We start from the raw sequence: 24,315 nt of genomic DNA on the forward strand, positions 1-24,315 counted from the left end.
GAAAGGGAACCGTATGACATGACGGACCACACGACAAGAATGAGACAAGCCGTCGCGGCTAGCGTGAGCGGGAAGCAAGGCGGTCGGAGGCCGGGCGACGAGCCACGGCCGGTTGACCGAAGACCCACCGGGGCTGCCCGCCCTGATCATCGGCCGACACCCGGCGGTTCGGAAAGAGCGGCCTTCAGCCAATGGAGCGACCCATGAATCGAGAACGCCCGCTAGTCTCGGTCATCATCCCCAGCTTCAACCGATCCCACGTGTTGCGCCTGTGCCTGCGCGCGCTGGAGAAGCAGACCTACTCCCCCGTCGAGGTCATCGTGGTGGACGACTGCGGCACCGAGGACGCGGCGGAGGTGGCGAGGTCGATGGGCGTCACCGTGCTGCGCACCGAGGTCAACAGCGGGGCGTCGACCGCGCGCAACCTCGGCGCGGAACACTCCCACGGCGAGATCCTGCTCTTCCAGGACGGCGACATCGCCCTCGACCCGGACGCCGTGGAGAACGCGGTGAACATCCTCCAGGCCGAGCCCCGGCTGGGTGCCCTGGGAGGCATCCTGCACCCCGAGCCGCTGGCGGCCCGGACCCTCCCCGCGCAGTATCGCGCGCTGCAGATGTATCACTGGTGGATGCCGACCGACCGTCCGACCCTCGAGCTGCACGCGGCCGTGCTCGCCGTACCGACTGAGGTGTTCAAGGAGATCGGCCCCTTCAACCCGCATCTGAGCGACACGGTGTCCGCGGACTACCGTTCCCGGTTGATGCGGAAAGGCTACGAGGTGCGCATCACCGCCGCCGTCTGTGGCCGGGCCGACCACGACTCCACGATGCGGATGATCCTGAGCAAGGTGTTCCGGCGCGCACGGGTGAGCGCGCGGGAGTGGACCCGTGGCGAGACGCCGGGCGACTCCGTGCCGCGCGCGTTCGGCGGTGTCCTGCTGGTCGCCGCCGTGCCGGCGCTCCTGCTGCCCCTGCTGACCGGCCCGGTCGGCGCCCTCGTGTCGCCGCTGCTCGTCGCCGCCGCCGTGGTCCTCGACGGCAGCACCTACCGGCGGGTGTTCGCCCGCCGTGGCCTCCTCTTCGGCCTCTACTTCAGTGCCGTCCACCTTCTGGTCACGCTCGTGGGAGCGACGGGAGCGGGAGTCGGCGTGCTCCAGCGCATCCTGCAGAGAGGACGGCCGAGCGTTCCCTGGGTCCCTCAGACCGGTGACCTGAACAATCAATGACGCGTCGGCGTGGCGGCCTCCTCGCGTCCGAGGCCGCCTGTCTCCTCCAGTAGCGCGGCCATCGGGAGCAGCCAGGCCATCCGGGGACTGCCCATCTCCTGGTCGAGCTCCTCGGGGCTGGGCATCCTGTCGTCGAGCACGTGGGGCGGGACCAGATGGTGGATCGCGTGCGCGAGCAGGTTGGCCATCGAGTATCCGGGGTCGGCCTCGTGCGCCCGGGTGAGGGCGACGCCCGCCAGCGCGGAGTCTCCCCGCCGCCAGGCGACCAGGCCGAGCAACGAGGCCGCCGGAGGCACGAACCTCGGCTCCAGCCTCCGGGTGAGGTCGTGCCAGAGCTTGAGATGCGCGTCGTGGCTCTCGTCGGTGACCAGCGCCCACGCCTCGTCACGGATCCTGATCACCGCCAGGTCGAGCCCCAGCCTGGCCGCCTGGTCCTCGTCGAGCCGCCCTCCCGAGGCATAGGTGGCGATCGCCTCGCGAACCCTGGCCATGCCGTCCGCGACGAACTCCGCCGCGAACCCGTCGGCGTCGCGGCATCCGGCGAGCCTTCCGCGCATCTCCTCCGTGAGGCGGCCCGTCGCCTCGCGGACGGCCTCCCGCACGGGCCCGGTGACCGGGTCGAGCGAGCGCTCCAGGGTCTGCCTGTCCGGCAGGGCGACCAGCCCGTGCAGGACCGCCTCCGCCGCGACCGCGCCGGCCCATCGCTCGTACGGCATGCCGTCGGCCGAGCAGCAGTCGGTCCGTGAGCACCCGTACGACCAGTAGCGGCCGTCTTTCACCCGGAGCGCGTCGACGACGACGAGCTCGCTCCGGCGGAACAGCGCCAGGGCCTCGTCCACAGCCGGGGTCACCAGCGGGCCGGCACCGTAACCGGCCACGACGACCTGGGTGACGCCCTCTTTCCCGAGGAGCGGGACGATCCGGCCGAGGCCGCCGGGCCCCAGGGGCAGGTCCCACCGGACGGTGAGATGCAGCCTGCCCCTGGACGGGCTGCCGGTGATGCCGATGACGACCAGGCTGTCGGCGGGGTGGAATCCCAGCAGGTAGGGAACGGCGCCCAGGACGTCCTCCGTGGAACCGAGCAGGAGCCGGGGCGGCGAGGCGAGCGGAGAGACCGGGTGCGGCGGCTCGGGCGGGGCCGGGGACGGTGGAGACGGCGATCCAGACGAGACCGGGTGCGGCGGCTCGGGCGGGGCCGGGGGCTGAGAGGACGAGGGCTCGGACGGGGCCGGGGTGTCGGGTGTCATGTCCCGAAGCCTCGCCGGAACCGGGCCAACGCCTCCGCACCGAACTCCTTTCTGTGGAAAGCCCCCTCGGCTGCCCCGGGTGAACAGCCACAAGGCGGGGGAATTCCTCAGGCACCCCTGTCGACGCGCGGGCTCCCGTCCGTCCTCCCCGCCGAAAGGACGGGCGGCGCCAGGCGGGCGCGGACCATGATGGCCGCGCCCGCCACGGCGGCGGGCATCGCGATCACCGCGACGAACGGGATGAGGAAGAGCAGGAAGAGCAGGACCCCGAAGCCGAGCGCGGGGGCCTTGTTCCCCCTGAGCAGGCCGAAGCGCCTCTTGCGCGCCAGTCCCCTGCGCTCGAGGGCCAGCGTGGTCAGCTCGATCGTGAGGAAGAAGCCCGAGACCAGGGCGCCCAGGACCGGCACCACCGTCTGCCCGATCACCGGCACGAAACCGAGGAAGAACAGCGGGATCGTGAACAGCAACAGCCATCCGAGGGTGACCAGGCTGTCCCTGACGGATCGGGGGATCGACTTCCACAGCGGGAGCTCGTAGCCGGTCGGCACCTCCCCGTAGGTCTCCTCCACCTTCTCGGAGAGCTTCTCGTAGAAGGGGTCGCCCAGGATGAGGGTGATCGCCGTGAAGGTCACCACGGACAGGACCACCCCCGCGCCGAAGAGCGCCAGCCCGACCAGCGCCCGCAGCGCGGTCCGCGCCGCCTCGCCCCATCCGTCGGCGAACGGCGTGCCCCACGCGGCGATGTCCAGCGCGTTCGTGCCGAGGAAGTAGAGGCCGGTCGCGTAGAGGGCGAACGCGATCAGAGCCGGGATCAACCCGAACAGCCACCAGCGCGGGTAGCGCGCGACCCAGCGCAGTCCCTGGAAGAAGAACCCGATGCCGTCCAGAAAGGAGCGGAAATGACCCATGGCGGAAGATTATCGGGATCGGACGTCACCCGGGAGGGCGCGCCCGACGGCCACCGGGAGACGTCGGAGGAACGCCGGGCACCGCCGGACGGCGAGTGTCAGGAACGCTGCCAGAGGCCGGGGACGGAGACGCCGAGGGCGCCGAAGAGGCGGCGGAGCAGGGGCAGGGAGATGCCCAGGACATTGCCGTGGTCGCCGTCGATGCCGTCGACGAACCAGCCGCCCCGGCCGTCCAGCGTGAAGGCCCCGGCGACGTGGAGAGGCTCGCCGGTGGCGACGTAGGCGGCGATCTCGTCGTCTCCGGCGGTGCCGAAGCGCACGACCGTCGCGCCCACCTCCGCCACCTCGCGCCCGTTCGCGACGTCGATGACGCAGTGGCCGGTGAGCAGGCGGCCCTCGCGTCCGCGCATGCCGCGCCAGCGGGCGACGGCCTCCTCGGGTGAGGACGGCTTGCCGTAGGCCCGGCCGTCGAGTTCGAGCATCGAGTCGCAGCCGATGACCAGCCCCTCGGTCAGATCACCGGCGACCACGGTCGCCTTCGCGCGGGCCAGCGCGAGGCAGAGCTCGCTCGGGCTGTCGGCGGTGACGGCGTCCTCGTCCACACCGCTGACGATCACCTTGGGATCGAGTCCGGCGCTGCGGAGCAGGGCGAGGCGGGCGGGAGAGGCGGAGGCGAGGACGATCTGGGTCACGGCGACCGAGCCTAGCGCGACCCCGATCCACCCCAGGCATACGGCCCACGGCAGAGCGCCCGATCCACGACGGGCGCCCGGAGGTCAGGCGTGCGGCGGGGGCGGGAGCCGCGGAGGCGGTTCCGAGGAGGGAGGCCCGGGAGCGGTGTTCACCGGGAGCCCGGCGGCGGCGTAGGCCTCGGCCTCGGCCAGGGTCTCGTTCTCCAGCAGGGCGGCGGCGATGCCGTCCAGGCGGCTCCGGTTCTCCGCCAGGACGGCCAGGGCGACCTCGTAGCACTCGTCCACGATGCGCCGTACCTCCTGGTCCACCGCGGCGAGGGTGTCCGGGGCGGCGGCGGGCCGGCCGTCGGCGGCGGCGGGCAGGACGGTCAGCGGGCCGATCCTGGCGGACATGCCCCAGCGGCCGACCATGCCACGGGCGATCACGGTGACCTGTTCCAGGTCGTTCTCCGAGCCGGTGGTGACCACACCGTAGACGACCTGCTCGGCCGCCATGCCGCCGAGGGCCCCGACGATCCGGTCGCGCAGGTACTTCTCGTCGTAGGCGTACCGGTCGGTGTCGGGCGTGGAGAGCGTGACGCCGAGCGCCCGCCCGCGCGGGATGATCGAGACCTTCCGCACCGGGTCGGCGCCCGGCTGGAGCATGCCGAGCAGCGCGTGGCCCGCCTCGTGGTACGCGGTGCGCCTCCGCTCGTCCTGCGGGATCACGACGGCGCGGGCCGCGCCGAGCAGGATCTTCTCCAGCGCGTCGGCGAAGTCGGCGGCGTCGACCCTGTCGTTGCCCCGCTTGGCGGCGAGCAGCGCCGCCTCGTTGACGAGGTTGGCCAGATCCGCGCCCGTCATGCCGGGGGTGGTCCTGGCGAGCCGCTCCAGGTCCACGTCGCCGGCGAGCGGCACGCCCCGGCTGTGGACGCGCAGGATCGCCAGCCGCCCCTCGGCGTCCGGCGCGGAGACCACGACGGTACGGTCGAAGCGGCCGGGACGCAGCAGCGCCGGGTCGAGGACCTCCGCCCGGTTGGAGGCGGCGATCACGATGACCCCCTCGGAGCCGGTGAAGCCGTCCATCTCGGTGAGGATCTGGTTCAGGGTCTGCTCGCGCTCGTCGTGGCCGCCGATGGTGCTGCCGCCCCGCACCCTGCCGATCGCGTCGATCTCGTCGATGAAGATGATCGACGGCGCGACCTTGCGGGCCTCGTCGAACAGCTCGCGCACCCGCGAGGCCCCGACCCCCACGATCATCTCGATGAACTCGGAGGCGCTCGCCGAGAAGAAGGGCACGTCGGCCTCCCCCGCCACGGCGCGGGCGAGGAGGGTCTTGCCGGTGCCGGGCGGCCCGGAGAGCAGCACGCCCTTGGGCAGTTTCGCCCCCAGCCGCCGGTACTTGTCGGGGTCCTTGAGGTAGTCGACCACCTCGGCGACCTCGTTCTCGACCTCGTCGATGCCCGCGACGTCGTCGAAGTCGACCCGGACCTTGGCCGGTTCCACCGGTTTGGCCGCCCTGGACCTGCCGAGGCCTCCCAGACCGCCGAGACCGCCCATCCCGCCGCCCATCGCGCCGGCCGCCGCGCGCCGTACGAACCAGATCCACAGAGCGGCCAGCAGGAGGACCGGGACCAGGGACAGCAGGAGGTTCGACAGGAGGTTCCCGCCGACGGGCTCGGCCCTGATGTTCACCTTCGTCGCGAGGAGCTGCTGGTAGAGCCCGGTCCGGTCGGCGAAGACCGGCAGCTCCGTGGAGAACTTGTGGTACGTGACGTTGTCGCTGTCGGGGTCGCGGGCCGCCTTCCTGAGGGTGCCCTGGATCGCGGTGCCCGTGGCGTAGACCTCCTTGACGTTCCCCGCCCGGACCTGCTGGGTGAACTGGGTGTAGGAGATCGGCTCGGTGGGCTCCTCGAAGAACGAGGAGACGATGAAGAATCCCGCGTAGACGATGACCATGGTCATCAGGAAGCGCACCCAGTTGAACCTCGGGCGCTGCGGGGTCGGCGACCCGCCGTCGGGCAGGCCCTCGGACCGCCAGGGCTTGGAGCCGCTCCCCTGGTCGGGCGTGTCGGGGCCGGCCCCCTTGCGTTCCTGAGACGCCGGTCGGTTCACGACTTCCCCCTCGACGGCTCGGGGGAGTCGGCCTGGGCGGGCGTCCTGGAGGCGCGTCCGGGACGCCCGGCTCAGTCCGGGCCCTCGAACCGGGGCCACCTTTCGCAGGAGAGCCGAACCCGCGCCCGGCGAGCGGGCGGGAGGTCGTCACGCGTGCGGCGGCGAAGCGGCCGGCCGTGAAATTCCCCCGAGTTTCACCAGGTCACACGGACAAGGCGATTCCTGCCCAGGGGAGGCTCACTTCAATCTGAGGGAGGAGACCGCGGTGTTGATGGCGCGCCAGTACTTGCTCTGGGTGTCGGGGATCGTCGCGAAGAGCATCGCGGGCTTGGCACCGGAGATCTCGGTGACGGCGACGGCGGCCATGGAGGAGCGCGCCTTGCCCTTCAGCTTGTACTTCACCCGGTAGGCGAGCAGCCAGCCGTCCTTGATCGGCTGCGAGGCGGTCCAGGTGATCTTGCCGCCCTTGGGGTGGTGGTTGAGCGTCCACCGGGCGGCCAGCAGCGCGGTGTCCTTGGACTCCTTCTGCACCAGGATCGGCACCGGGCAGCTCGCGAGCATCCCCCGGTGGGCGGCGCCCTTCGCCTTCGGCAGCACCTGCTTGGTGGAGAACGGCGACGCGCCGAAGACCTTCCAGGGCTTGCCCAGGCGGACCAGCGACACGCCCGACTTTCCGTCCTGGACGCGTCGCTTGCTCTTGTCCGCCTTGCCGGGGAGGCGGCCGAGCCGCTTGTCACGCGGCAGGTCGGGCACCCGGGGATCGGCGAGGGCCGCGATGACGGCGCTGCGGTCGGGCGCCGGCTCCGAGCCGTCGGGCGGCGAGGAGGGAGCGGCCGTCTCGGCGGGGCTCTCCGAGGGGGACGCCGACGCGGAGGGGGTCTCCGAGGGGGACGCCTGCGCCGACTGCGCCGCGGAGGCCTGGGTGGACGCCTGCTCCGACGCCGAGGCGGACGGCTCCGCCGACCCTGGACCGGGCGAGGGTGGCGCGGCAGATGGCGCGGCGATCTGCCCCGTCTTTCCCTCGCCCGGTTGATCTGAGGAGCCCGAGGAGACGAAGCCGACCACCGCCGCGACCGCGGCCAGGACCACCGCGAGGCCGACGGCCAGGATGCGGTAGATGACGCGCATCGGCAGGTCGCCGATACGGGACCGCTTCACGGGGGAATCCGGTAGCTTCGGGGGGCTCTCAGCCACGATTCTCGGCATCTCCGACGTGGCCGCCTCCGCGGTCACGTATGTCGGCGCGGGACCCGTCTCCCGGGTCCCCTGAGTCCCACCCAACCCATCGAGCACGATCGGGAGCGTACGACAAATCCTGTTTTCCCGTGCGGGATCCCCATCACACTTCGGGAACGAGTACCTTCCCCATCCTTGCGCGAAACACCCTGCGATGATTCCAGGATGTTCGTGGAACGCCAGGTGGAGCTCAGGTTCGACGTCTCCTCACGCGAGGCGAGGACGCACACCAACCTGTCGGCCGTGCGCGCCGACGCCCTCGGGCTCTGGCTGGCCGGTGACGAGACCGCCACCGTCGAGCATCTGGCGTTCCGCGCCGGGCGCTTCGACGACCAGCGCACCTTCCACCTCGCCGATTTCGTGGACCTGCCCGCCGGGCGCGACGAGGAGGCCGACATCGAGGGCCTGGGCCGGGCGGACGGCTGGCTCTGGGCGATCGGGTCGCACAGTCTCAAGCGCAGGCGGGCCAAGAAGGGGCATCCGCCGCACAAGGCCCGCCGCCGTCTCGGCAGCGTGGTGCGCGAGGAGAACCGTTACATCCTCGTACGGCTGCCGCTCGTCGGCGCCACCCCGGCGCGCGAGGACGGCTCCCGCAGGGCGGAGATCCTGGCGGGTCCCGGCCGGAACCTGGCCGACCTGCTGGCGGACGATCCGCACCTCGCCCCCTTCGTGGCGATTCCCAGCAAGGACAACGGGCTGGACATCGAGGGCATCGCCATGCTCGACGGCCGCCTGTTCGTCGGCCTGCGCGGTCCGGTGCTGCGCGGCTGGGCCGCGATGCTGGAGATCCGGCCGGAGAGCGACCCCCGGCGTCCCGGCAGTCTGAGGCTCGCCCCCATCGACGGCAGGCCGTACCGGACGCACTTCCTGAACCTCGGCGGGCTCGGCGTCCGCGACATGTGCCCGCACCGGGGCGGGATGCTGATCCTCGCGGGGCCGACCATGAGCCTGGACGGCCCGGTCCGGGTGCTGCGCTGGGACCCGGAGGACGAGCCGTCGGTACGGCACGAGCTGGAACTCCTCGGCGACCTGCCGCACGGGAATGGGAACGACCACCCGGAGGGGATCACCGTGCTCGACGGCGAGCGCCTCCTGGTGGTCCACGACAGCCCGTCGGCGGCGCGGCTCACCCCCGAGGGCGGCGTGCTCGCCGACATCGTCAGGTTGCCCCGCTGACCGCTCGTCCCCGGAACCGGGCCACCGGCCGTTCCCCCGTGGACATCGGCGCCCTCATGCCGGTCACCCGCCGATCACCGGCCGTCCCCGCGCAGCCACGGGGCGTCCGCGACGACCGTGCGGGAGCCCGGCTCGATCTCGGTGAACCCGGCGTCCCTGACCACCGGCAGGCCCGAGGCGACCAGCCCCGCCCACGCGGCGGGATCGGCGGTCCTCACCGAGGCCGCCAGGCCCTTGTCCCGCCACGCCCGCCTGGCGTCGTCCCCGCTCGCCTGCCAGGCGAGCTGGGCGGCGTGCCCGGCCTGGGCCATGGCCTTGCCCGCCGACATCGTCAGCCCGGGGTTGAGCCACAGCACCACGTCCCCCGGCGGTCCCGGCTCGGAGGGGTCGGCGAGCTCGGTACCGGACACCTGAAGCCTGGAGAGGTCCCTGGGCCAGCCGTCCAGCGGGACCGGCGGGTGGACGCGGACCTCGGCGGTGCCCGAGGCGACGGTGACACCGGGCAGGTCGAGCACCCGGCGCCACTCCGCCCCGCGCGCCCGCCGGACGACCTTCCTGAACCGGCTGCCGTCCCAGGCCCGTACGGCCTCGGCCCACTCGCCGCCGTCGAGGGCGCGCGGGTCGTCGAGCAGTGCCAGCACGGCCAGGGCCGCCGCCTCCAGGGCGTCGGTCCGCGCGGGCGGCGCTGAGCGCTCGATCCGCACCACGAGCGGGAGGACCTTCCTGTCCCGGTCCCTGTCCCCGCCCTCGCCGCCCTCGCCGTCCCCGCCGCCCGTCGCCGCTGTCCCGTCTCGTTCTCTCACGCCTTCAAGGATGCCTGCTCCTCGGTGGTGGCCCCACCGGTGCCGGACGTCACCGTGGCGGGGTTCCCGGTGACGGGCTTCCTGGTGATGGCGATCGACATGACGGCGGCGGCGAGGCAGAGGAAGCCCGCGGCGTACCACGCGAGGTCGTAGGCGCCGAAGTGGTCGCGGGTGATCCCCGCGGCGATCGCGGCGATCGCGGCGCCGACCTGGTGGGAGGCGAAGACCCAGCCGAACACCACGGCCCCGTCGGGACCGTAGATCTGGCGGCACAGGGCGACGGTCGGCGGGACCGTGGCCACCCAGTCGAGGCCGTAGAAGATGATGAAGACGAGCATGCTGGGCTCGGCGGTCGCCCCGAACAGGCTCGGCAGCGCCATCAGCGACAGGCCGCGCAGCCCGTAGTAGGCGCCGAGGAGAACGCGCGAGTCGACCCGGTCGCTCAGCCAGCCGGACGCGACGGTGCCGACCACGTCGAAGATCCCGACCAGGGCGAGCAGCCCCGCGGCGACCGGCGCGGCCATGCCGTGGTCGTGGGCCGCGGGGATGAAGTGGGTGCCCACCAGACCGTTGGTGCTCATCCCGCAGATCGCGAACCCCCCGGCGAGCAGCCAGAAGGGACGCGTACGCGCCGCGCTCCACAACACGCCGAGGGCGCGTGAGGCGGCACCTCCGGCCCGCGCCGGCCGGACGGCCGGGGGCGCGGCGGGATCGGCGCCGAGGGCGGTGGTGCCCACGTCCTCGGGCCGGTCGCGCAGCAGGAACCAGACCAGGGGGACCACGACGAGGGCGGCGACGGCGACCGTGACGGCGGCCGACCGCCAGCCCCTGTCCGCCGCCAGGTGCGCGAGGACGGGCAGGAAGACGAGCTGCCCGGTGGCGCCGCCCGCCGTGAGCACGCCGGTGACGAGGCCGCGGTGGCGGACGAACCAGCGTTCGGTGAGGGTGGCGGCGAAGACCAGGGCCATCGAGCCGGTACCGAGACCGACCAGCACGCCCCAGCACAGGACGAGCTGCCAGGGGGCGTTCATCAGGATGGTGAACCCGCTGCCCGCGGCGACCAGCAGCAGGGCGTACGTCACCACCCTGCGCATGCCGAAGCGGTCCATGAGGGCGGCGGCGAAGGGCGCCGTCAGCCCGTACAGCATGAGGTTGACCGAGACGGCCAGTGAGATCGTGCCCCGGGACCAGCCGAACTCCTCCTGGAGCGGTGTGATCAGCACGCCGGGCGTCGCCCGGAACCCGGCCGCGCCGAGGATGGCCACGAACGCGACTGCCGCCACGATCCAGGCGCGGTGCAGCGTGCGTTCGGGCGCCCGAGGGGTCGTTGTCATGCGCTCCATAATCGAGGGCGACCCGCGGGCCCACGAGTGGCCCGAGCGCCAATAACCGAAAGAATCAGGCCACGGCGTCTTTCTCAGGGCGTGACCGTGACCCGAACCGATGAGACGGCTATCTCACATATTGGGTAAATTCGCTCAAAGGTTATGTTTTTTCTATTCTCCTCATTTGAGGGTCTCGCGTTCGGCATGGTCATGGGGGGACGCGACGCCCGTCCGGGTCCCGCCCGGCCGCACGAAGTGACGATGCTCGACCGGTACGGGGACAGACCGGGGACCGGGTGATCGAAGGAGTGGTGCCGTGTTCCACGCACGAAGGCCGGGAAGGTTCCTGGCGCTGCTCGCGAGTGGCGCGCTCCTGCTGGGCGCCTGCGCGGACATCGGCCCGGCGGACGACCCCGAGGCCTCCGGCTCGGAGTCGGCCCTGCCGAGCGAGACCATCACCTACGCGTACGAGCAGGAGTTCCACTCCTACAACAACAACACCACCGCCGAGAACGCCACGCGCAACGCCGCTCCCCTGCAGCGGGTGCTGACGGGCTTCTGGTTCTACGGCGACAAGGGCGCGATCACCCCCGACAAGGACTTCGGGACGTACGAGAAGGTCTCCGACGACCCGCTGAGCGTCGAGTACACCATCAACGACAAGGCGGTCTGGTCGGACGGCACCCCGATCGACTGCGACGACGTCATGCTGTGGTGGGCCTTCCGGTCCGGCAAGGTCAGGGGCTTCGCCTCCGCCGACACCACCGGCCTGCGGGACACCAAGATGCCCGACTGCCAGAAGGGCGGGAGGAAGTTCACCCTGGTCTACGACAAGCCGTTCGCGGACTGGGTGGCCGGGGGTCCTGGCGCGACCGAGATGATGCCCGCCCATGTGATCGCCAAGCAGGACGGCCTGTCCGAGGAGGAGTTCATCGCGGCGGTCAGGAAGGGCGACTCCAAAAGGATCGAGAAGGGCATCACGTTCTTCAACGACGGCTGGGTCTCCGAGGGCAGGCTGCCCGACGCCGAGCTGATCCCGTCCTCGGGGCCGTACAAGCTCTCCAAGCTGGACGCCGGGCAGCGGCTGACCCTGGTCGCCAACGACAGGTGGTGGGGCACCCCGGCCGCGACCCCGACGATCGTCGAGCGCTTCATCACCCTCGACGAGCAGGCCCAGGCGCTGCAGAACCGCGAGGTCCAGATCGTCGAGCCGCAGCCGGGGCCCGACGTGCTCAGGCAGCTGCAGTCGCTGCGTGGCGTGGAGGTCGGCGTCTTCGAGAAGTACACCTACGAGCACCTGGACTTCAACTTCGACTCCAGCCCGTTCAGGGACAGGAGGCTGCGCGAGGCGTTCGCCAGGTGCGTGCCCAGGCAGCTCATCGTCAACACACTGATCGGGCCCGTCTCACCCACCGCCAAGCCCCTGCAGGTCCGTACCGTGGCCCCGTTCCAGGCCAACAGCGCGAGGGTCGTCGCGGCCAGCGGCAGCGCGGGCGTGTACGCGCGGCAGGACATCGCGGGCGCCAGGGCGCTGCTGCGGGAGGCGGGCAAGACGGGCCTGGAGGTCAGCATCGGCTACCAGACCCCGAACCCGCGCCGCACCGCGGCGGTGCAGCTCATCATCGACGCCTGCAACAAGGCCGGTTTCAAGGTCGTCGACAAGGGTTCCGAGGACTTCCTCGGCACCGTGATGCCGGCCAACGGCTACGACGTGGCCCTGTTCGCCTGGTCGGGATCCGCCCTGGTCAGCGGCTGGGCCTCCAACTTCACCTCGCCGGGAAAGTGCGACGCCCGGAACAAGGGCAACAACAACGGCTGCTACTCCAGCAGGCAGGTCGACCGCCTCATCGCGAAGCTGAACTCGACGGTGGACCTGGCCGCCCAGGACCCGATCATCGGCGCGATCGAGAAGCGGCTCTGGAGCGATCTGGCCACCATCCCGCTGTTCCAGCATCCGGGCCTCAGCGCGTGGGACGAGACGCTCCAGAACGTCGTCCCCAACCCCGCGCAGTCGACCATCACCTGGAACATGGACAAGTGGAAGCTGTCCTAGGGAGTCCGGAGCGGGTCCGTACCTGACATCAGATGGCAGGTACGGTCGCCAGGATGGGCGCGAGACCCGGAATTCCACAAGGGAGCCCCACATGCCCCGCGCCACAGGAACCTTCACCATCGACAGCTGGGACCCGCAGCCCTACGACGAGGCCGAGGGGGCCACGCTCTCCCGCGTCCACATCACCAAGACCTTCGGCGGCGACCTGGCCGGCACCAGCACCACCGACATCATCACCGCGATCTCCCGGATCGAGACGTCGGCGGCCTACGTGGGCTTCGAGCGCTTCACCGGCACCGCGCACGGCCGCAAGGGCACCTTCGTGCTCCACCACACGGCCACGGGCCACGCCGGCGAGTCGGCGCTGAGCTGGACGATCCTCCCCGACTCCGGTACCGGCGAGTTGCTGGGCATCCGGGGCGACGGCCAGATCGTCAACGACGACGGCGCCCACTCCTTCCACCTCGACTACGAACTGGGCTGAGCGAACCGGGCTGAGAACGTCCGCCCCCGCGCGCCGGCGGACGACAGGCGACGCGCGCGGGGGGTGCCCCTCCCCCCTCCCCCACCACCGAGGCCGGCGATCCGGCCGCCCGACATTCGAGACCGGTGCCCATGACCCGGTAACCCCCGTCCCGGCGTTCACGGACCGGTGCCCGTAACCCGGCGACCACGCCCGGCGTTCACGGACCGACGCTGTGACCCCGCGCCCGTGATCCGGCGCCCGCGTCCCGACGCTCACAGGCCGGTCTCCGCGCCCGGCGGCCACGGCCCGGCACTCACGGCCGCTTTGACCCCTTGTCACATCCCGCGTCGAGACAGTTGAGAAAGCTGCTTCCCAGCCGTTGACGTGCCTGTAGCACGTATGTAACATTTGGCCAACGTCATGCAAGAATATTGCAATCCTTTGTTCACTTTCTTGCTATTCCTCGCAACTCTCCAGGGATGCACTGCGTCGTGCACCTGCCCCCCATTACGTGCGCGGTGAAGGCGGCGAAAGCGCAGCCTTCACGCCTCGGCCCTGCCGTGCCCGACGAGAGAAGAAGAGCGCGAATGAGAATGCTGTACAGACCGTTACGGCTGGTGGCGACCATGGTCGCCGCCGCCGGCCTGCTCATGGTGGGGTCGGTCATCCCGGCCTCCGCCGCGGCCGGACCCAATCTGTCGCCGGGCAAGGCGACCCTGGCGAGCAGTTCCACGGGCGGGCAAGCGGTGTCCGCCATCAACGACGGAAACCAGTCCACCTACTGGGAAAGCGCCAACAACAGCTTCCCGCAGTGGGCGCGGATCGACCTCGGCACCGCCACGAGCGTCGACCAGATCGTCCTGAAGCTGCCCCCGCTTACCGTCTGGCAGACACGCACCCAGACGCTCTCGGTCCAGGGCGGCGCCGACGGCAACACCTTCAGCACGGTCGTCGCCTCGGCGAACTACACGTTCAACCCGGCGACCGGCAACACGGTCACGATCAACTTCGGCGCCGCGACCCACCGCTACTGGCGTGTCGACATCACCGCCAACACCGGCTGGCCCGCCGCGCAGATCTCCGAGTTCGAGATCTACGGTGCCGCCACCGGCGGCGACGACCAGAACCCGTCGGCCCCCGGCAACCTCGCCTTCACCCAGCCGGCCACCGGTCAGATCAGGCTGGCCTGGAGCGCCTCCACGGACAACGTGGGCGTCACCGGGTACGACATCTACGCCAACAACCAGCTGCGGGGCAGTGTCGGCAACGTGCTGACCTACACCGACAACCAGCCGGCGTCGGCGACCGTGACGTACTTCGTGCGGGCCAAGGACGCGGCGGGCAACCAGTCGGCCAACAGCAACTCCGTGACCCGCAACGGCACCGGCGACCCCGGCTCGAACCTTGCCATCGGCAAGGAGATGGTCGCGTCAGGCCACGTGCACTCGTTCGTCGCCGCCAACGCGAACGACAACAACCTGGCCACCTACTGGGAGGCCAACTCCGGCGCGTTCCCGAACACGCTGACCGCCAGGCTCGGCGCCAACGCCGGCGTCAGCTCGGTCGTGGTGAAGCTCAACCCCGACTCCGCGTGGGGCACCCGCACGCAGAACATCCAGGTCCTGGGCCGTGAGCAGAACGCCACGGGCTACACCAACCTGGTGTCGGCGCAGAACTACACGTTCAACCCGGCCTCCGGCAACACGGTGACGATCAACCTCAGCGCCACCGTCGCCGACGTGCAGCTGAGGTTCACCGGCAACAGCGGCGCGCCCGGCGGTCAGGTCGCCGAGTTCCAGGTCTTCGGCGTCCCCGCGCCGAACCCCGACCTCACGGTCACGAACCTCTCGTGGACCCCGGCGTCCCCGAGCGAGGCCGGCGCGATCACGCTGTCGGCCACGGTCAGGAACGCGGGCAACGCCGCCTCCCCCACGGACAGCGTCAACCTCAACCTCGACGGCACCCTCGTCGGCGCCGTCGCCGTCCCCGCACTGGCCGCCAACGCCACCGCCACTGTGACCCACAACATCGGCACCCGCAGCGAGGGCAGCTACACGGTCAGCGCCAGGGTCGACGCGGACAACACGGTCTTCGAGCAGAACGAGGGCAACAACACCCTCACCGCGTCGTCGCCGCTGGTGGTCGCCCAGGCTCCCGGCCCCGACCTGCAGGTCCTCGGCGTCACCTCCAGCCCACAGAACCCGGCCGTCGGCGCGCCGGTCACGTTCACCGTCGCGGTGAAGAACCGGGGAACCGCCGCCTCGGGCGCGACCACGGTCACCCGCGTGGTCGTGGGCGGCACCACGCTCAACGGCAACACCGCGTCGATCGCCGCGGGCGCGACGGCCAACGTGGCCGTCAGCGGGAGCTGGACCGCCACCAGCGGCGGCGCCACCATCACCGCCACCGCCGACGCGACCAACACCGTCACCGAGACCAACGAGAACAACAACACGTTCTCGCAGTCGATCGTGGTCGGGCGCGGCGCGGCCGTCCCGTACGTCGAGTACGAGGCCGAGTCAGCCAGCTACCAGGGCACCCTGCTGGAGACCGACCCGCTGCGCACCTTCGGGCACACCAACTTCGCCACCGAGTCCTCGGGCCGCAAGTCGGTGCGCCTGAACAGCACCGGGCAGTTCGTCGAGTTCACCTCGACCAGTCCCGCCAACTCGATCGTGGTCCGCAACTCCATCCCCGACGCGGCGGGCGGCGGCGGCATCGAAGCCACCATCAGCCTCTACATCAACGGCACCTTCTCCAGGAAGCTGACCCTCTCGTCGCGCCACAGCTGGCTGTACGGGAACACCGACGGCCCCGAGGCGCTGACGAACACCCCCCAGGGCGACGCCCGGAGGTTGTTCGACGAGTCGAACGCGCTGCTCTCGCAGAGCTACCCGGCCGGCACCAAGTTCAAGCTGCAGCGCGACGCGGGCGACACGGCCTCGTTCTACGTCATCGACCTGATCGACCTGGAGCAGGTGGCGCCGCCGACGAGCCAGCCGGCCGGTTGCACCTCGATCACGAACTACGGCGCGGTCCCCAACGACGGCCTCGACGACACGGCCGCCATCCAGCGGGCGGTGACGGACGACCAGAACGGCGTCATCAGCTGCGTGTGGATCCCGGCGGGCCAGTGGCGCCAGGAGCAGAAGATCCTCACCGACGACCCGCTGAACCGGGGTCAGTGGAACCAGGTGGGCATCAGCAACGTCACGATCCGCGGCGCGGGGATGTGGCACTCCCAGCTGTATACCCTGACCGAGCCGCAGGACGTGGTGGGCGGCATCAACCACCCGCACGAGGGCAACTTCGGCTTCGACATCGACAGCAACACCCAGATCTCCGACATCGCCATCTTCGGCTCGGGCCGCATCCGCGGCGGAGACGGCAACGACGAGGGCGGGGTGGGCCTGAACGGCCGGTTCGGCGAGAACACCAAGATCACCAACGTGTGGATCGAGCACGCCAACGTGGGTGCCTGGGTCGGCCGTGACTACGACAACATCCCGGCCCTGTGGGGCCCCGGCGACAACCTGCTGTTCAGCGGCATGCGCATCCGCAACACCTACGCCGACGGCATCAACTTCACCAACGGCACGCGGAACTCGCGGGTGTTCAACTCCTCGTTCCGCAACACCGGTGACGACGCCCTGGCGATCTGGGCCAACCAGGCGGTGAAGGACCGGGTCGTCGACAACACGCACGACAACCACTTCGTCAACAACACCATCCAGCTGCCCTGGCGGGCGAACGGCATCGCGATCTACGGCGGTTACGACAACTCCGCCGAGAACAACCTGATCTACGACACCATGAACTACCCGGGCATCATGCTGGCGACCGACCACAGCCCCCTGCCCTTCTCGGGGACCACGCTGCTCGCCAACAACGGGCTGTACCGCACGGGTGGCGCCTTCTGGAACGAGGACCAGGAGTTCGGGGCGATCACGTTGTTCCCGCAGGGCAGCGACATCACCGGTGTCACCATCCGCGACACCGACATCTCCGACTCGACCTACGACGGCATCCAGTTCAAGACGGGCGGCGGCAACATGCCGAACGTCGCGATCACCAACGTGAAGATCGACAAGTCCAACAACGGGGCCGGGATCCTGGCCATGAGCGGCGCCCGCGGCAACGCGATCCTGACGAACGTGACCATCACCAACTCGGCCGACGGCAACATCGTGAGGCAGCCGGGGACGACCTTCGTGATCACCGGCAACTGATCCTTCCGGTGCACGCCCCGATGCCCCCTCATCCGGGGGCCGGTGCCTGAAAGACGACCGGCCATGTGGCGTGCTCCCCGGGAAACACCTGGGGGCACGCTCATGGCCGGTCGCGCCGATGCCGGTGAATCCCGCCGATCCCGCCGCGATCCCTCCGGACGAACGACGAAGGGGCCCGCCGGGAGCAGGCTTTCTACCTGCGAACAGCGGACCCCATTCACCGAAGTGGAGCTATGGGGATTCGAACCCCAGACCTCCTCCATGCCATGGAGGCGCGCTACCAGCTGCGCCATAGCCCCTCGGGTGTAACCGTCCCCGGGCTCGGCCCGGCGACCACGCCAGTGTATAGGAAATCACCCCGCACCCTGTAACCGTGGGCGCCCTCGCCCCCACCCCCACCCTCACCCCCGTCCCCGCTCACGGTCCGGTCGCCGGCACGGGACCGGCGGCACGGACCTCCCACGGGGCCGGCTCACGGGGAGCCGGCCCACCCGATCATGGTTCGCGCGTACGGGCGACGCGGGTGCGGGCGCCTACCGGAGCGACGCGGCCTTCTCGATCAGTTTGGCGAGCTCGGTCACCGCCGGGTCCTCGGTGGACGCGGCCAGGCGGGTGGCGTGGGCGGCGAGGTCGTCGGGCTCGGCTCCGGCGATCCCCTCCCCGGTGCGGAGATACTCCGCGAAGCCCGCGGCCACCACGTCGACCTGGAACCTCGGCGTGGGCCCCTCCCACGGCGAGGCCGCCAGGTCGCCCGCCTCCAGAGAACGGGCGGCTTCCGCGGGGTCGCGGGTGTCGGGATCCTGCCAGCGCACGGTGGCGGTGGCCAGCTGTCCCGCCGCCCCGCCGCGCAGCCGGACCTCGTACAGTGCCGTCACCGAGTGGCCGGGGCCGATCTCGCCGCCGTCCTTGCTGTCGTCGCGGAAGTCCTCGGTCGCGATCTGCCGGTTCTCGTAGCCGATCAGGCGGTAGGACTCCACGGCCGAGGGGTTGAACACGACCTGCGCCTTGGCGTCGCGGGCGCGCAGGTCGATGTTGGTGGCGAGCTGCTCGACGAAGACCTTGCGCGCGTCGTCGACGGAGCTGACGTAGACCGCGGCGCCGTCGCCGTTGTCGGCGAGCTGCTCCATCAGCTCGTCACCGTAGTCGCGGCCGACGCCGACGCACAGCAGGGTGATCTTCTTGCCCGCGGCGTCCGCGACCCGGTCGAGAATGCCCTGCCAGGTGGTGTCGCCGGCGTTGGCCAGGCCGTCGGAGAGCAGGATGACACGGTTGACGGCCACCGGCCTGAAACCCGCCGCGGCCTCGGCGTAGCCGCTGGTCAGCCCCGCCTCCAGGTTCGTCGACTGCTGGATGGCGAGGCGCTCGACGGCGGCGTGGAGCTCCTCCTTCTCGGTCGCCGGGGTCATGGAGAGGACGACGTCCGCCTGGTCGCTGAAGGCCACGAGGGAGACGTGATCGCCGGGCCCGAGCTGGTCGACGAGCTTGTGCAGAGCCTCCCTGACCAGGTCGAGCCTGCCGGGTTCGTCCATCGAGCCGGACACGTCCACCACGAAGGTGAGGTTCGCCGGGCGTCGGGCCTCCGCGCTCGCCCCGCGGGTCTGCAGGCCGACGCGGAGCAGCGCGGTGCCGTTCCCCGGCGTGCGGGCGCCGTCCATGTGCACGGTGAAGCCGTCGTCCTTGGGCTCCGCGTAGTCCTGCGCGAAGGAGTTGACGAACTCCTCCGGCCTGACCTGACCCGCCTCCGGCAGCCTGCCCTCGTCGAGGGCCCGTTTGCTGTAGCCGTACGAGGCGGTGTCCACGTCGAGGGCGAAGGTGGAGATCTGCTCGGCGGAGGTGTCGCGCCGCCGGGCGGCCTCGGCCCGGGGGTCTTCGTTCCCGGAGGTGGCCCGGGCTTCGGACTCGGTCTCGGCGGTGTCCTCTCCGGCGCCGGGCGGACGGCCGTCCGGGGGCATGGACGGGATCCCCTTCCCGGATTCGGGCATCGGCTGGCCTGCGGATTCGACGGCGCCCGAACCGCCGCAGGCGGCGGCGAACATCAGGGCGAACAGGGCGAGGACGGCGAGAACGATGGCGAGCGGACGTGACTTCATGTCGCCTCCTAGGGATGCGGGTCATCCCCTACGACGACTCCTCCCTCCGGTCCGCCGGGAGCTTGACCCAAGCGAGCGCAAACCGTGTTCGGCGCGTGATGAGAATTTCCAGGCCGGGTCCCGCCCGCCGAGCCCGAGTGCCCGCTCGAACAGCGAGGCGTCCTCCGCCACGGGCATCTCCTCCCCGATGACTGCCGTCCGCCGTCCCCGCGGTGCCATCCCCGCGACGAAGTCGGTCACGGCCGCGCCGGTGACGGCGCGTGACAGCATCTCGTTCACGACGGTCATGCCCTCGGCCGGACTCACAGCTGTCTTGAAAAAACGCGGCATAGGATCCTGCACCATGCGCGTGTATCTCGGCCTCGCGGCCAAACACCCGGAGGCCGGTATACCGGAGACGATGCTGCACACCGTCAGGGGCGCCATCGACAGCGCGTTCCCCGTACCGCCCGAGGTCATCAGATCCCGGGAGTGGCACCGTCCCGGCATCGCCATGTTCGCCTGGACCAACGAGCCGGACGACTCGCGGCAGCCTCCCCTGCTGGAGACCGGGCACGACCGGGTGACCGGGGTGAACGGCTACCTGGCCGTGCCTGACGACGTGAACCGGCTGGCGGGCATGCCGGTCCTGGACACCGAGGCGGTCGGCGGGTGCTTCTCGGCGTTCCGGGCGACCGAGGACGAGCTGTCGGCCGCCACCGCGATCCACCGGGTCTGCCCGGTCTACTACGCCGAGACCCCCGACGTGCACGTGATCGGCAGCCGGGCGCTGCTGGTCCACCTCGCGGGCGGCGGCGAGCGGGTCGAGTGGGACGTGCTCGCGCTGCAGTCGATGGTCAGGCAGGGATACTTCCTGTCGGACGAGACGCCCTACCGCGGGGTGAGCGCGCTGCCGCCGTCCTCGTCGGTGACCGTCAGGGGCGGCCGCCGTACGATCACCACGACCCCGCTCCCCTCCGCCGTGCCCGCGCCCACGTCGCGCAGGGAGAAGAAGGAGCTGGTCGGCGAGCTGGCGAGCGCGCTGCTGGCCGCGGTGGAGCCGCTGCGCGCGGCCGGGGAGCCGGTGAACCTGGCCCTCACCGGCGGCCGGGACAGCCGCCTGATCGCCGCGACACTGCACGCGGCCGGTATCCCGCTGCGCGCGACCACCAACGGCCTGGACACCCACCCCGACGTGATCATCGCCGGGCGGGTCGCCCGCGCGCTCCGCGTCGAGCACACCGTCATCCCCCCGGCCCGCGCCGAGAAGAAGGACGCGATCGTCGTCGAGCACCCTCTCGCGCGAGCCTACGAGACGCTGCGGGCCTGCGAGGGCATGACATCGGCGTACGAGTCGATCGTCGGCTACCTCCCCTACAGCGCCAAGCCCACCATGTCCGGGCAGAGCGGGGAGATCCTGCGGGCCGGGGGCCTGTTGCTGCTCCAGACCGACCTGAGCGAGAAGGCGCTGCGCCGCCGGGTGGACGTGACCTTCCTGCGGGACCCGGCGCTGTTCACCGAGGAGGCCAACGAGCACGCCCGCGGGCTGGCCGGGCCCTGGCGGGAGCGGGCTCCGCTGGAGGCGCTCGACCACATGTACATCTCCTACAAGGTCGGTCGCTGGCACGCGGGGGCGCGGGCGGGCTCGCTGCGCAGGGGCGACCAGATCTGGCCGTTCCTCGACAACCGGGTGGTCCGAGCCGCGCTGGGTCTCGACCAGACCTGGCGGCTGTCGGAGGAGGTCATCTACGAGCTGCTCGGTGTCCTGGCCCCTTCGCTCAGGGACATCCCGGTCGAGGGCAAGCCGTGGCGGTTCAGCGTCGGGAGGCGCTACTACCCCTGGCAGCGCAGGCCGCAGGTACTGACCGCGCCGAAGACCGGTGGCGGTGGCTGGAACTGGCGAACCAGTCCCGGCGTGGAGCTGACCGGCCTGATGCGCGACCACGTCCTCGGCCGCCTGGACCTGCTGGCGCCCATCGTCAGGCCCGACGAGGTACGCAAGCTGTTCGCCGAGCCCGTCCTGAAGAAGCCCAACCAGGCCTGGCACCTCTACACCGTGGCCACCATGCTGGGTGGCGAGTACCCGGGCAAGGAGCCCCAGGGCCTGCCGAGGGTCCACATCCCCATCCCGTCGTGACGGGGGGGCCACCGACCGGTCGCGGCTGGCCGCCGACCTCGGTTACAGCGACCAGTCCCACTTCACCCGCGACTTCACCGCCGTGATCGGCATGTCCCCACCGCGTACGCCCGCCGCCTGGCGGAGTGACGTCAGCAGGCGCAGGCGATGCCGGAGGCCGGCGCGGTCAGGGTGTCGACGGGGCGGCGGGACACCCCCGCGGCGGTCTCGACGGGGAAGCCCTCCCTGGCCCAGTACTCGAAGCCGCCGAGCATCTCCTTGACCGGGTAACCGAGTCCGGCGAACTCCAGCGCGGCGCGGGTGGCGCCGTTGCACCCCGGCCCCCAGCAGTAGGTCACCACGGTCATCCCCGCGGGGACGACCGAGCGGGCGCGGGCGGCGATCAGCGCGGTGGGCAGGTGGACGGCTCCCTGGACGTGGCCCTGATCCCAGCTCTCCTGACTCCGGGAGTCGACGACGACGATGTCGCCGACCCCGGCGGCCAGGTCGGCGGCGACGTCGGACACGTCGGTCTCGAACGCCAGCCTGGCGGCGAAGTGCGCCAGCGCGTCGGCGTTCCCCGCTGCGGGTGTCGCGGTGACGGCGGAGAAGAAACAAGCGTTGACAGACATGTGCGACCTTTCGGGTAAGAGGGCGGGGGCCGCGGTGGAGCGAGGACCGCGGTGGGGCGACGGTGCCGCCATGATGTCCGGGCCGGGCATGGTGCCGGTCGCGATGCCAGTGCCGACAGTGGCACGAATGCCGCTTATCGCTAATATCTCGCCATGTTCGTCCCGTCGCCGGTGCCCCGCGTCACGCGCCGCACCGTCTCCGTGCTCGCCTTCGACGGCATGTCTCCCTTCGAGCTGGGCTGCGTGGTCGAGATCTTCGGCATCGCCCGCCCCGAGTTGGAGATCCCCTGGTACGAGTTGTCGGTCTGTGCCGAGAGCAGCACCGACCTGCGGGTCACGGGCGGGTTCACGATGCGGGTGGAGCACGGCCTCGACGTGCTGGCGTCCGCGGACACGGTGATCGTGCCCGGGGTGGCGGACGTCCGCGGCGAGGTCCCTCACGAGGTGGTCGCGGCACTGCGGAGGGCCCGCGACCGAGGGTCACGGATCGTGTCCATCTGCTCGGGAGCGTTCGCGCTGGCCTCCGCGGGACTGCTGGACGGCAGGGAGGCGACGACCCACTGGAGGTACGCGGACCTGCTCCAGCGGAGGTTCCCGCGGGTCAAAGTCGATCCGGACGTGCTCTACGTGGACGGCGCGGACGTGCTGACCAGCGCGGGCAGCGCGGCGGGGCTGGACCTGCTGATCCATCTGGTGCGCAAGGACTACGGGCCGGGCGTGGCCAACGAGGTCGCGCGAAGACTCGTCATCCCCCCGCACCGGGATGGGGGGCAGGCTCAGTTCATCCAGGCCGCGGTCACCCCGGTGGAGGACGGCGTCGCCATGGCGGCCGCGATGACCTGGGCGCTGGAGCACCTCGCCGAACCCATCACGATCGCCGCCCTCGCCGAGGCCGCGCACATGTCCCGGCGTACGTTCATCAGGCACTTCGGGCGGCAGACCGGAACGAGCCCGCTGCGGTGGGTGATCTCCCAGCGGGTCACGGCCAGCCTGGCGATGCTGGAGTCCACCTCCGTCTCGGTGGAGGAGATCGCGTCCGCGGTGGGCTTCGACAGCGCGGCCACCTTCCGCCACCACTTCACCCGGGCGATGCGCACCTCCCCCTCCGCCTACCGGCGGGCCTTCCGCGCCTCGACAGCACCGTCCGGCCAGGTGAGCCCGCATGGAACCGGGCACCGAACCAGGGCACCGGATCCGGCCACGGAACTTTAGCGCGAAACAATTCCTTAGCGTAATTTACCCTTTATCTCACCGTGGTTCGCTTATCCGACTAATCAGGACAAGAGTACCATTAATCTCTTATAAAGAGACCCAAATCTGCGGAACGCAAAGAAACGCGCACCCTCCATCAAGCTTCCATTCTGGATTCGAACCACACTTCTCCTGCCTATCCCCCGGACACTCCAAGAATGGCCGCACAGCGTTTTCTCTCAATAGGAGGGGAGAGACAACGCACGTGTCTACTTTCATGAAACGGACCCTTGCGGGCGGCGCGCTCGCCGGGGCCGTCCTTCTTTTGCACTCCCCTGTCCCAGTTTCAGCCGATTCGCAACTTCAGATTTCGGCGCTGGCTCGTCACAACGGAATCCAACCCACTGGAATCGTGCAGGGTGACCCCTGCCCCGTGGTGCTCTCCAGCATTTGCACGAACTTCGTCGCCCTGCCCACCGTGATCCGCAGCAGGGACGCCGTAGCCACCGGAACGATCATCCATGGCGGGTTGCAGCCGACCGCGAGCGATGCGGTTTACATCCCGCTGTGCAGGTGGCTGGGTCTGCCCATCTTCCTTTGCCGGATCCCTGACGGGATTCAGGGCCCAGCTGGTCCCGCAGGCCCCAGGGGCCTGACGGGCCCCCGAGGTCCCGCAGGCGCAGACGGGGCCGACGGCGCACCCGGACCGGAAGGGCCGACTGGACCTGAGGGACCCGCTGGACCGGCAGGCGCCGACGGCGCACCCGGACCTGAAGGACCCGCAGGACCTGAGGGACCGGCAGGACCGGCAGGCGCCGACGGCGCACCCGGACCCGAGGGACCCGCAGGACC

16 protein-coding genes and 1 tRNA gene are annotated in these 24,315 nt (G+C 70.8%); 7 read left to right on the forward strand and 10 right to left on the reverse strand.

From position 1 onward, the window contains the following. Positions 1–203 precede the first annotated feature (203 nt). On the forward strand, positions 204–1,226 hold the full coding sequence (locus ACVCAG_RS10715; protein ID WP_447189784.1) for a glycosyltransferase family 2 protein: 1,023 nt from the start codon (positions 204–206) through the stop codon (positions 1,224–1,226). On the opposite strand, the gene ACVCAG_RS10720 is transcribed toward ACVCAG_RS10715, so the two are convergent. The 5 genes from ACVCAG_RS10720 to ACVCAG_RS10740 all read right to left on the reverse strand — a co-directional run bounded on the left by ACVCAG_RS10720 (position 1,220) and on the right by ACVCAG_RS10740 (position 7,325). Continuing rightward, entirely contained in the window at positions 1,220–2,473 is a 1,254-nt protein-coding gene (locus ACVCAG_RS10720) for a DUF4192 domain-containing protein (protein WP_447189785.1), read from the reverse strand. The two genes, ACVCAG_RS10715 and ACVCAG_RS10720, sit on opposite strands and share 7 nt — an antisense overlap. A gap of 107 nt (positions 2,474–2,580) precedes the next feature. Next, the gene (locus ACVCAG_RS10725) at positions 2,581–3,381 is read right to left on the reverse strand and encodes an EI24 domain-containing protein (protein WP_440085218.1); all 801 of its coding nucleotides are present in this window, start codon (positions 3,379–3,381) and stop codon (positions 2,581–2,583) included. 98 nt (positions 3,382–3,479) lie between these two features. Further along, entirely contained in the window at positions 3,480–4,073 is a 594-nt protein-coding gene (locus ACVCAG_RS10730) for a Maf family nucleotide pyrophosphatase (RefSeq protein WP_440085219.1), read from the reverse strand. A gap of 84 nt (positions 4,074–4,157) precedes the next feature. Then, the gene (gene ftsH / locus ACVCAG_RS10735; protein WP_447189786.1) at positions 4,158–6,167 is read right to left on the reverse strand and encodes an ATP-dependent zinc metalloprotease FtsH; all 2,010 of its coding nucleotides are present in this window, start codon (positions 6,165–6,167) and stop codon (positions 4,158–4,160) included. Between the two features lie 237 nt (positions 6,168–6,404). Beyond that, on the reverse strand, positions 6,405–7,325 hold the full coding sequence (locus ACVCAG_RS10740; RefSeq protein WP_447189787.1) for a hypothetical protein: 921 nt from the start codon (positions 7,323–7,325) through the stop codon (positions 6,405–6,407). A gap of 243 nt (positions 7,326–7,568) precedes the next feature. Between ACVCAG_RS10740 and ACVCAG_RS10745 the strand changes: the two genes are divergently transcribed. Then, positions 7,569–8,579 (forward strand): DUF3616 domain-containing protein, encoded by a 1,011-nt coding sequence (locus tag ACVCAG_RS10745; protein WP_440085222.1) that lies wholly within the window; start codon positions 7,569–7,571, stop codon positions 8,577–8,579. A gap of 74 nt (positions 8,580–8,653) precedes the next feature. Here ACVCAG_RS10745 and ACVCAG_RS10750 read toward each other — a convergent pair whose 3' ends face one another. Further along, entirely contained in the window at positions 8,654–9,382 is a 729-nt protein-coding gene (locus tag ACVCAG_RS10750) for a peptidyl-tRNA hydrolase (protein WP_440085223.1), read from the reverse strand. Next, positions 9,379–10,725: an MFS transporter gene (locus ACVCAG_RS10755; RefSeq protein ID WP_447189788.1), complete on the reverse strand. Its 1,347-nt coding sequence runs from the start codon at positions 10,723–10,725 to the stop codon at positions 9,379–9,381. Before ACVCAG_RS10755 ends, ACVCAG_RS10750 begins: the two co-directional genes overlap by 4 nt. Before the next feature lie 298 nt (positions 10,726–11,023). Between ACVCAG_RS10755 and ACVCAG_RS10760 the strand changes: the two genes are divergently transcribed. The 3 genes from ACVCAG_RS10760 (at position 11,024) to ACVCAG_RS10770 (ending at position 17,455) form a co-directional block, all read left to right on the forward strand. Then, positions 11,024–12,760, forward strand: a complete 1,737-nt coding sequence (locus tag ACVCAG_RS10760; RefSeq protein WP_440085225.1) for an ABC transporter substrate-binding protein — start codon at positions 11,024–11,026, stop codon at positions 12,758–12,760. Positions 12,761–12,851: 91 nt separating this feature from the next. Beyond that, complete coding sequence (locus ACVCAG_RS10765; protein ID WP_447189789.1) at positions 12,852–13,244, forward strand: DUF3224 domain-containing protein; 393 nt, start codon at positions 12,852–12,854, stop codon at positions 13,242–13,244. 569 nt (positions 13,245–13,813) lie between these two features. After that, on the forward strand, positions 13,814–17,455 hold the full coding sequence (locus ACVCAG_RS10770; RefSeq protein WP_440085227.1) for a CARDB domain-containing protein: 3,642 nt from the start codon (positions 13,814–13,816) through the stop codon (positions 17,453–17,455). Positions 17,456–17,681: 226 nt separating this feature from the next. On the opposite strand, the gene ACVCAG_RS10775 is transcribed toward ACVCAG_RS10770, so the two are convergent. Continuing rightward, positions 17,682–17,754, reverse strand: a tRNA-Ala gene (locus ACVCAG_RS10775). A gap of 234 nt (positions 17,755–17,988) precedes the next feature. Next, positions 17,989–19,545 carry a YfbK domain-containing protein gene (locus ACVCAG_RS10780; protein ID WP_440085228.1) on the reverse strand — a complete coding sequence of 519 codons (1,557 nt, stop codon included), beginning with the start codon at positions 19,543–19,545 and terminating at the stop codon, positions 17,989–17,991. A 343-nt stretch (positions 19,546–19,888) separates the two neighbouring features. On the opposite strand from ACVCAG_RS10780, the gene ACVCAG_RS10785 reads away from it, so the two are divergent. Next, the gene (locus tag ACVCAG_RS10785; RefSeq protein ID WP_447189790.1) at positions 19,889–21,661 is read left to right on the forward strand and encodes an asparagine synthase-related protein; all 1,773 of its coding nucleotides are present in this window, start codon (positions 19,889–19,891) and stop codon (positions 21,659–21,661) included. 131 nt (positions 21,662–21,792) lie between these two features. Here ACVCAG_RS10785 and ACVCAG_RS10790 read toward each other — a convergent pair whose 3' ends face one another. After that, positions 21,793–22,272 (reverse strand): rhodanese-like domain-containing protein, encoded by a 480-nt coding sequence (locus ACVCAG_RS10790; RefSeq protein WP_440085230.1) that lies wholly within the window; start codon positions 22,270–22,272, stop codon positions 21,793–21,795. A gap of 153 nt (positions 22,273–22,425) precedes the next feature. Here ACVCAG_RS10790 and ftrA point away from each other — a divergent pair, with 153 nt between their 5' ends. Beyond that, positions 22,426–23,484 (forward strand): transcriptional regulator FtrA, encoded by a 1,059-nt coding sequence (gene ftrA / locus ACVCAG_RS10795; RefSeq protein ID WP_440085231.1) that lies wholly within the window; start codon positions 22,426–22,428, stop codon positions 23,482–23,484. Positions 23,485–24,315: the final 831 nt, after the last annotated feature.

The organism is Streptosporangium sp. G12, assembly GCF_052983175.1.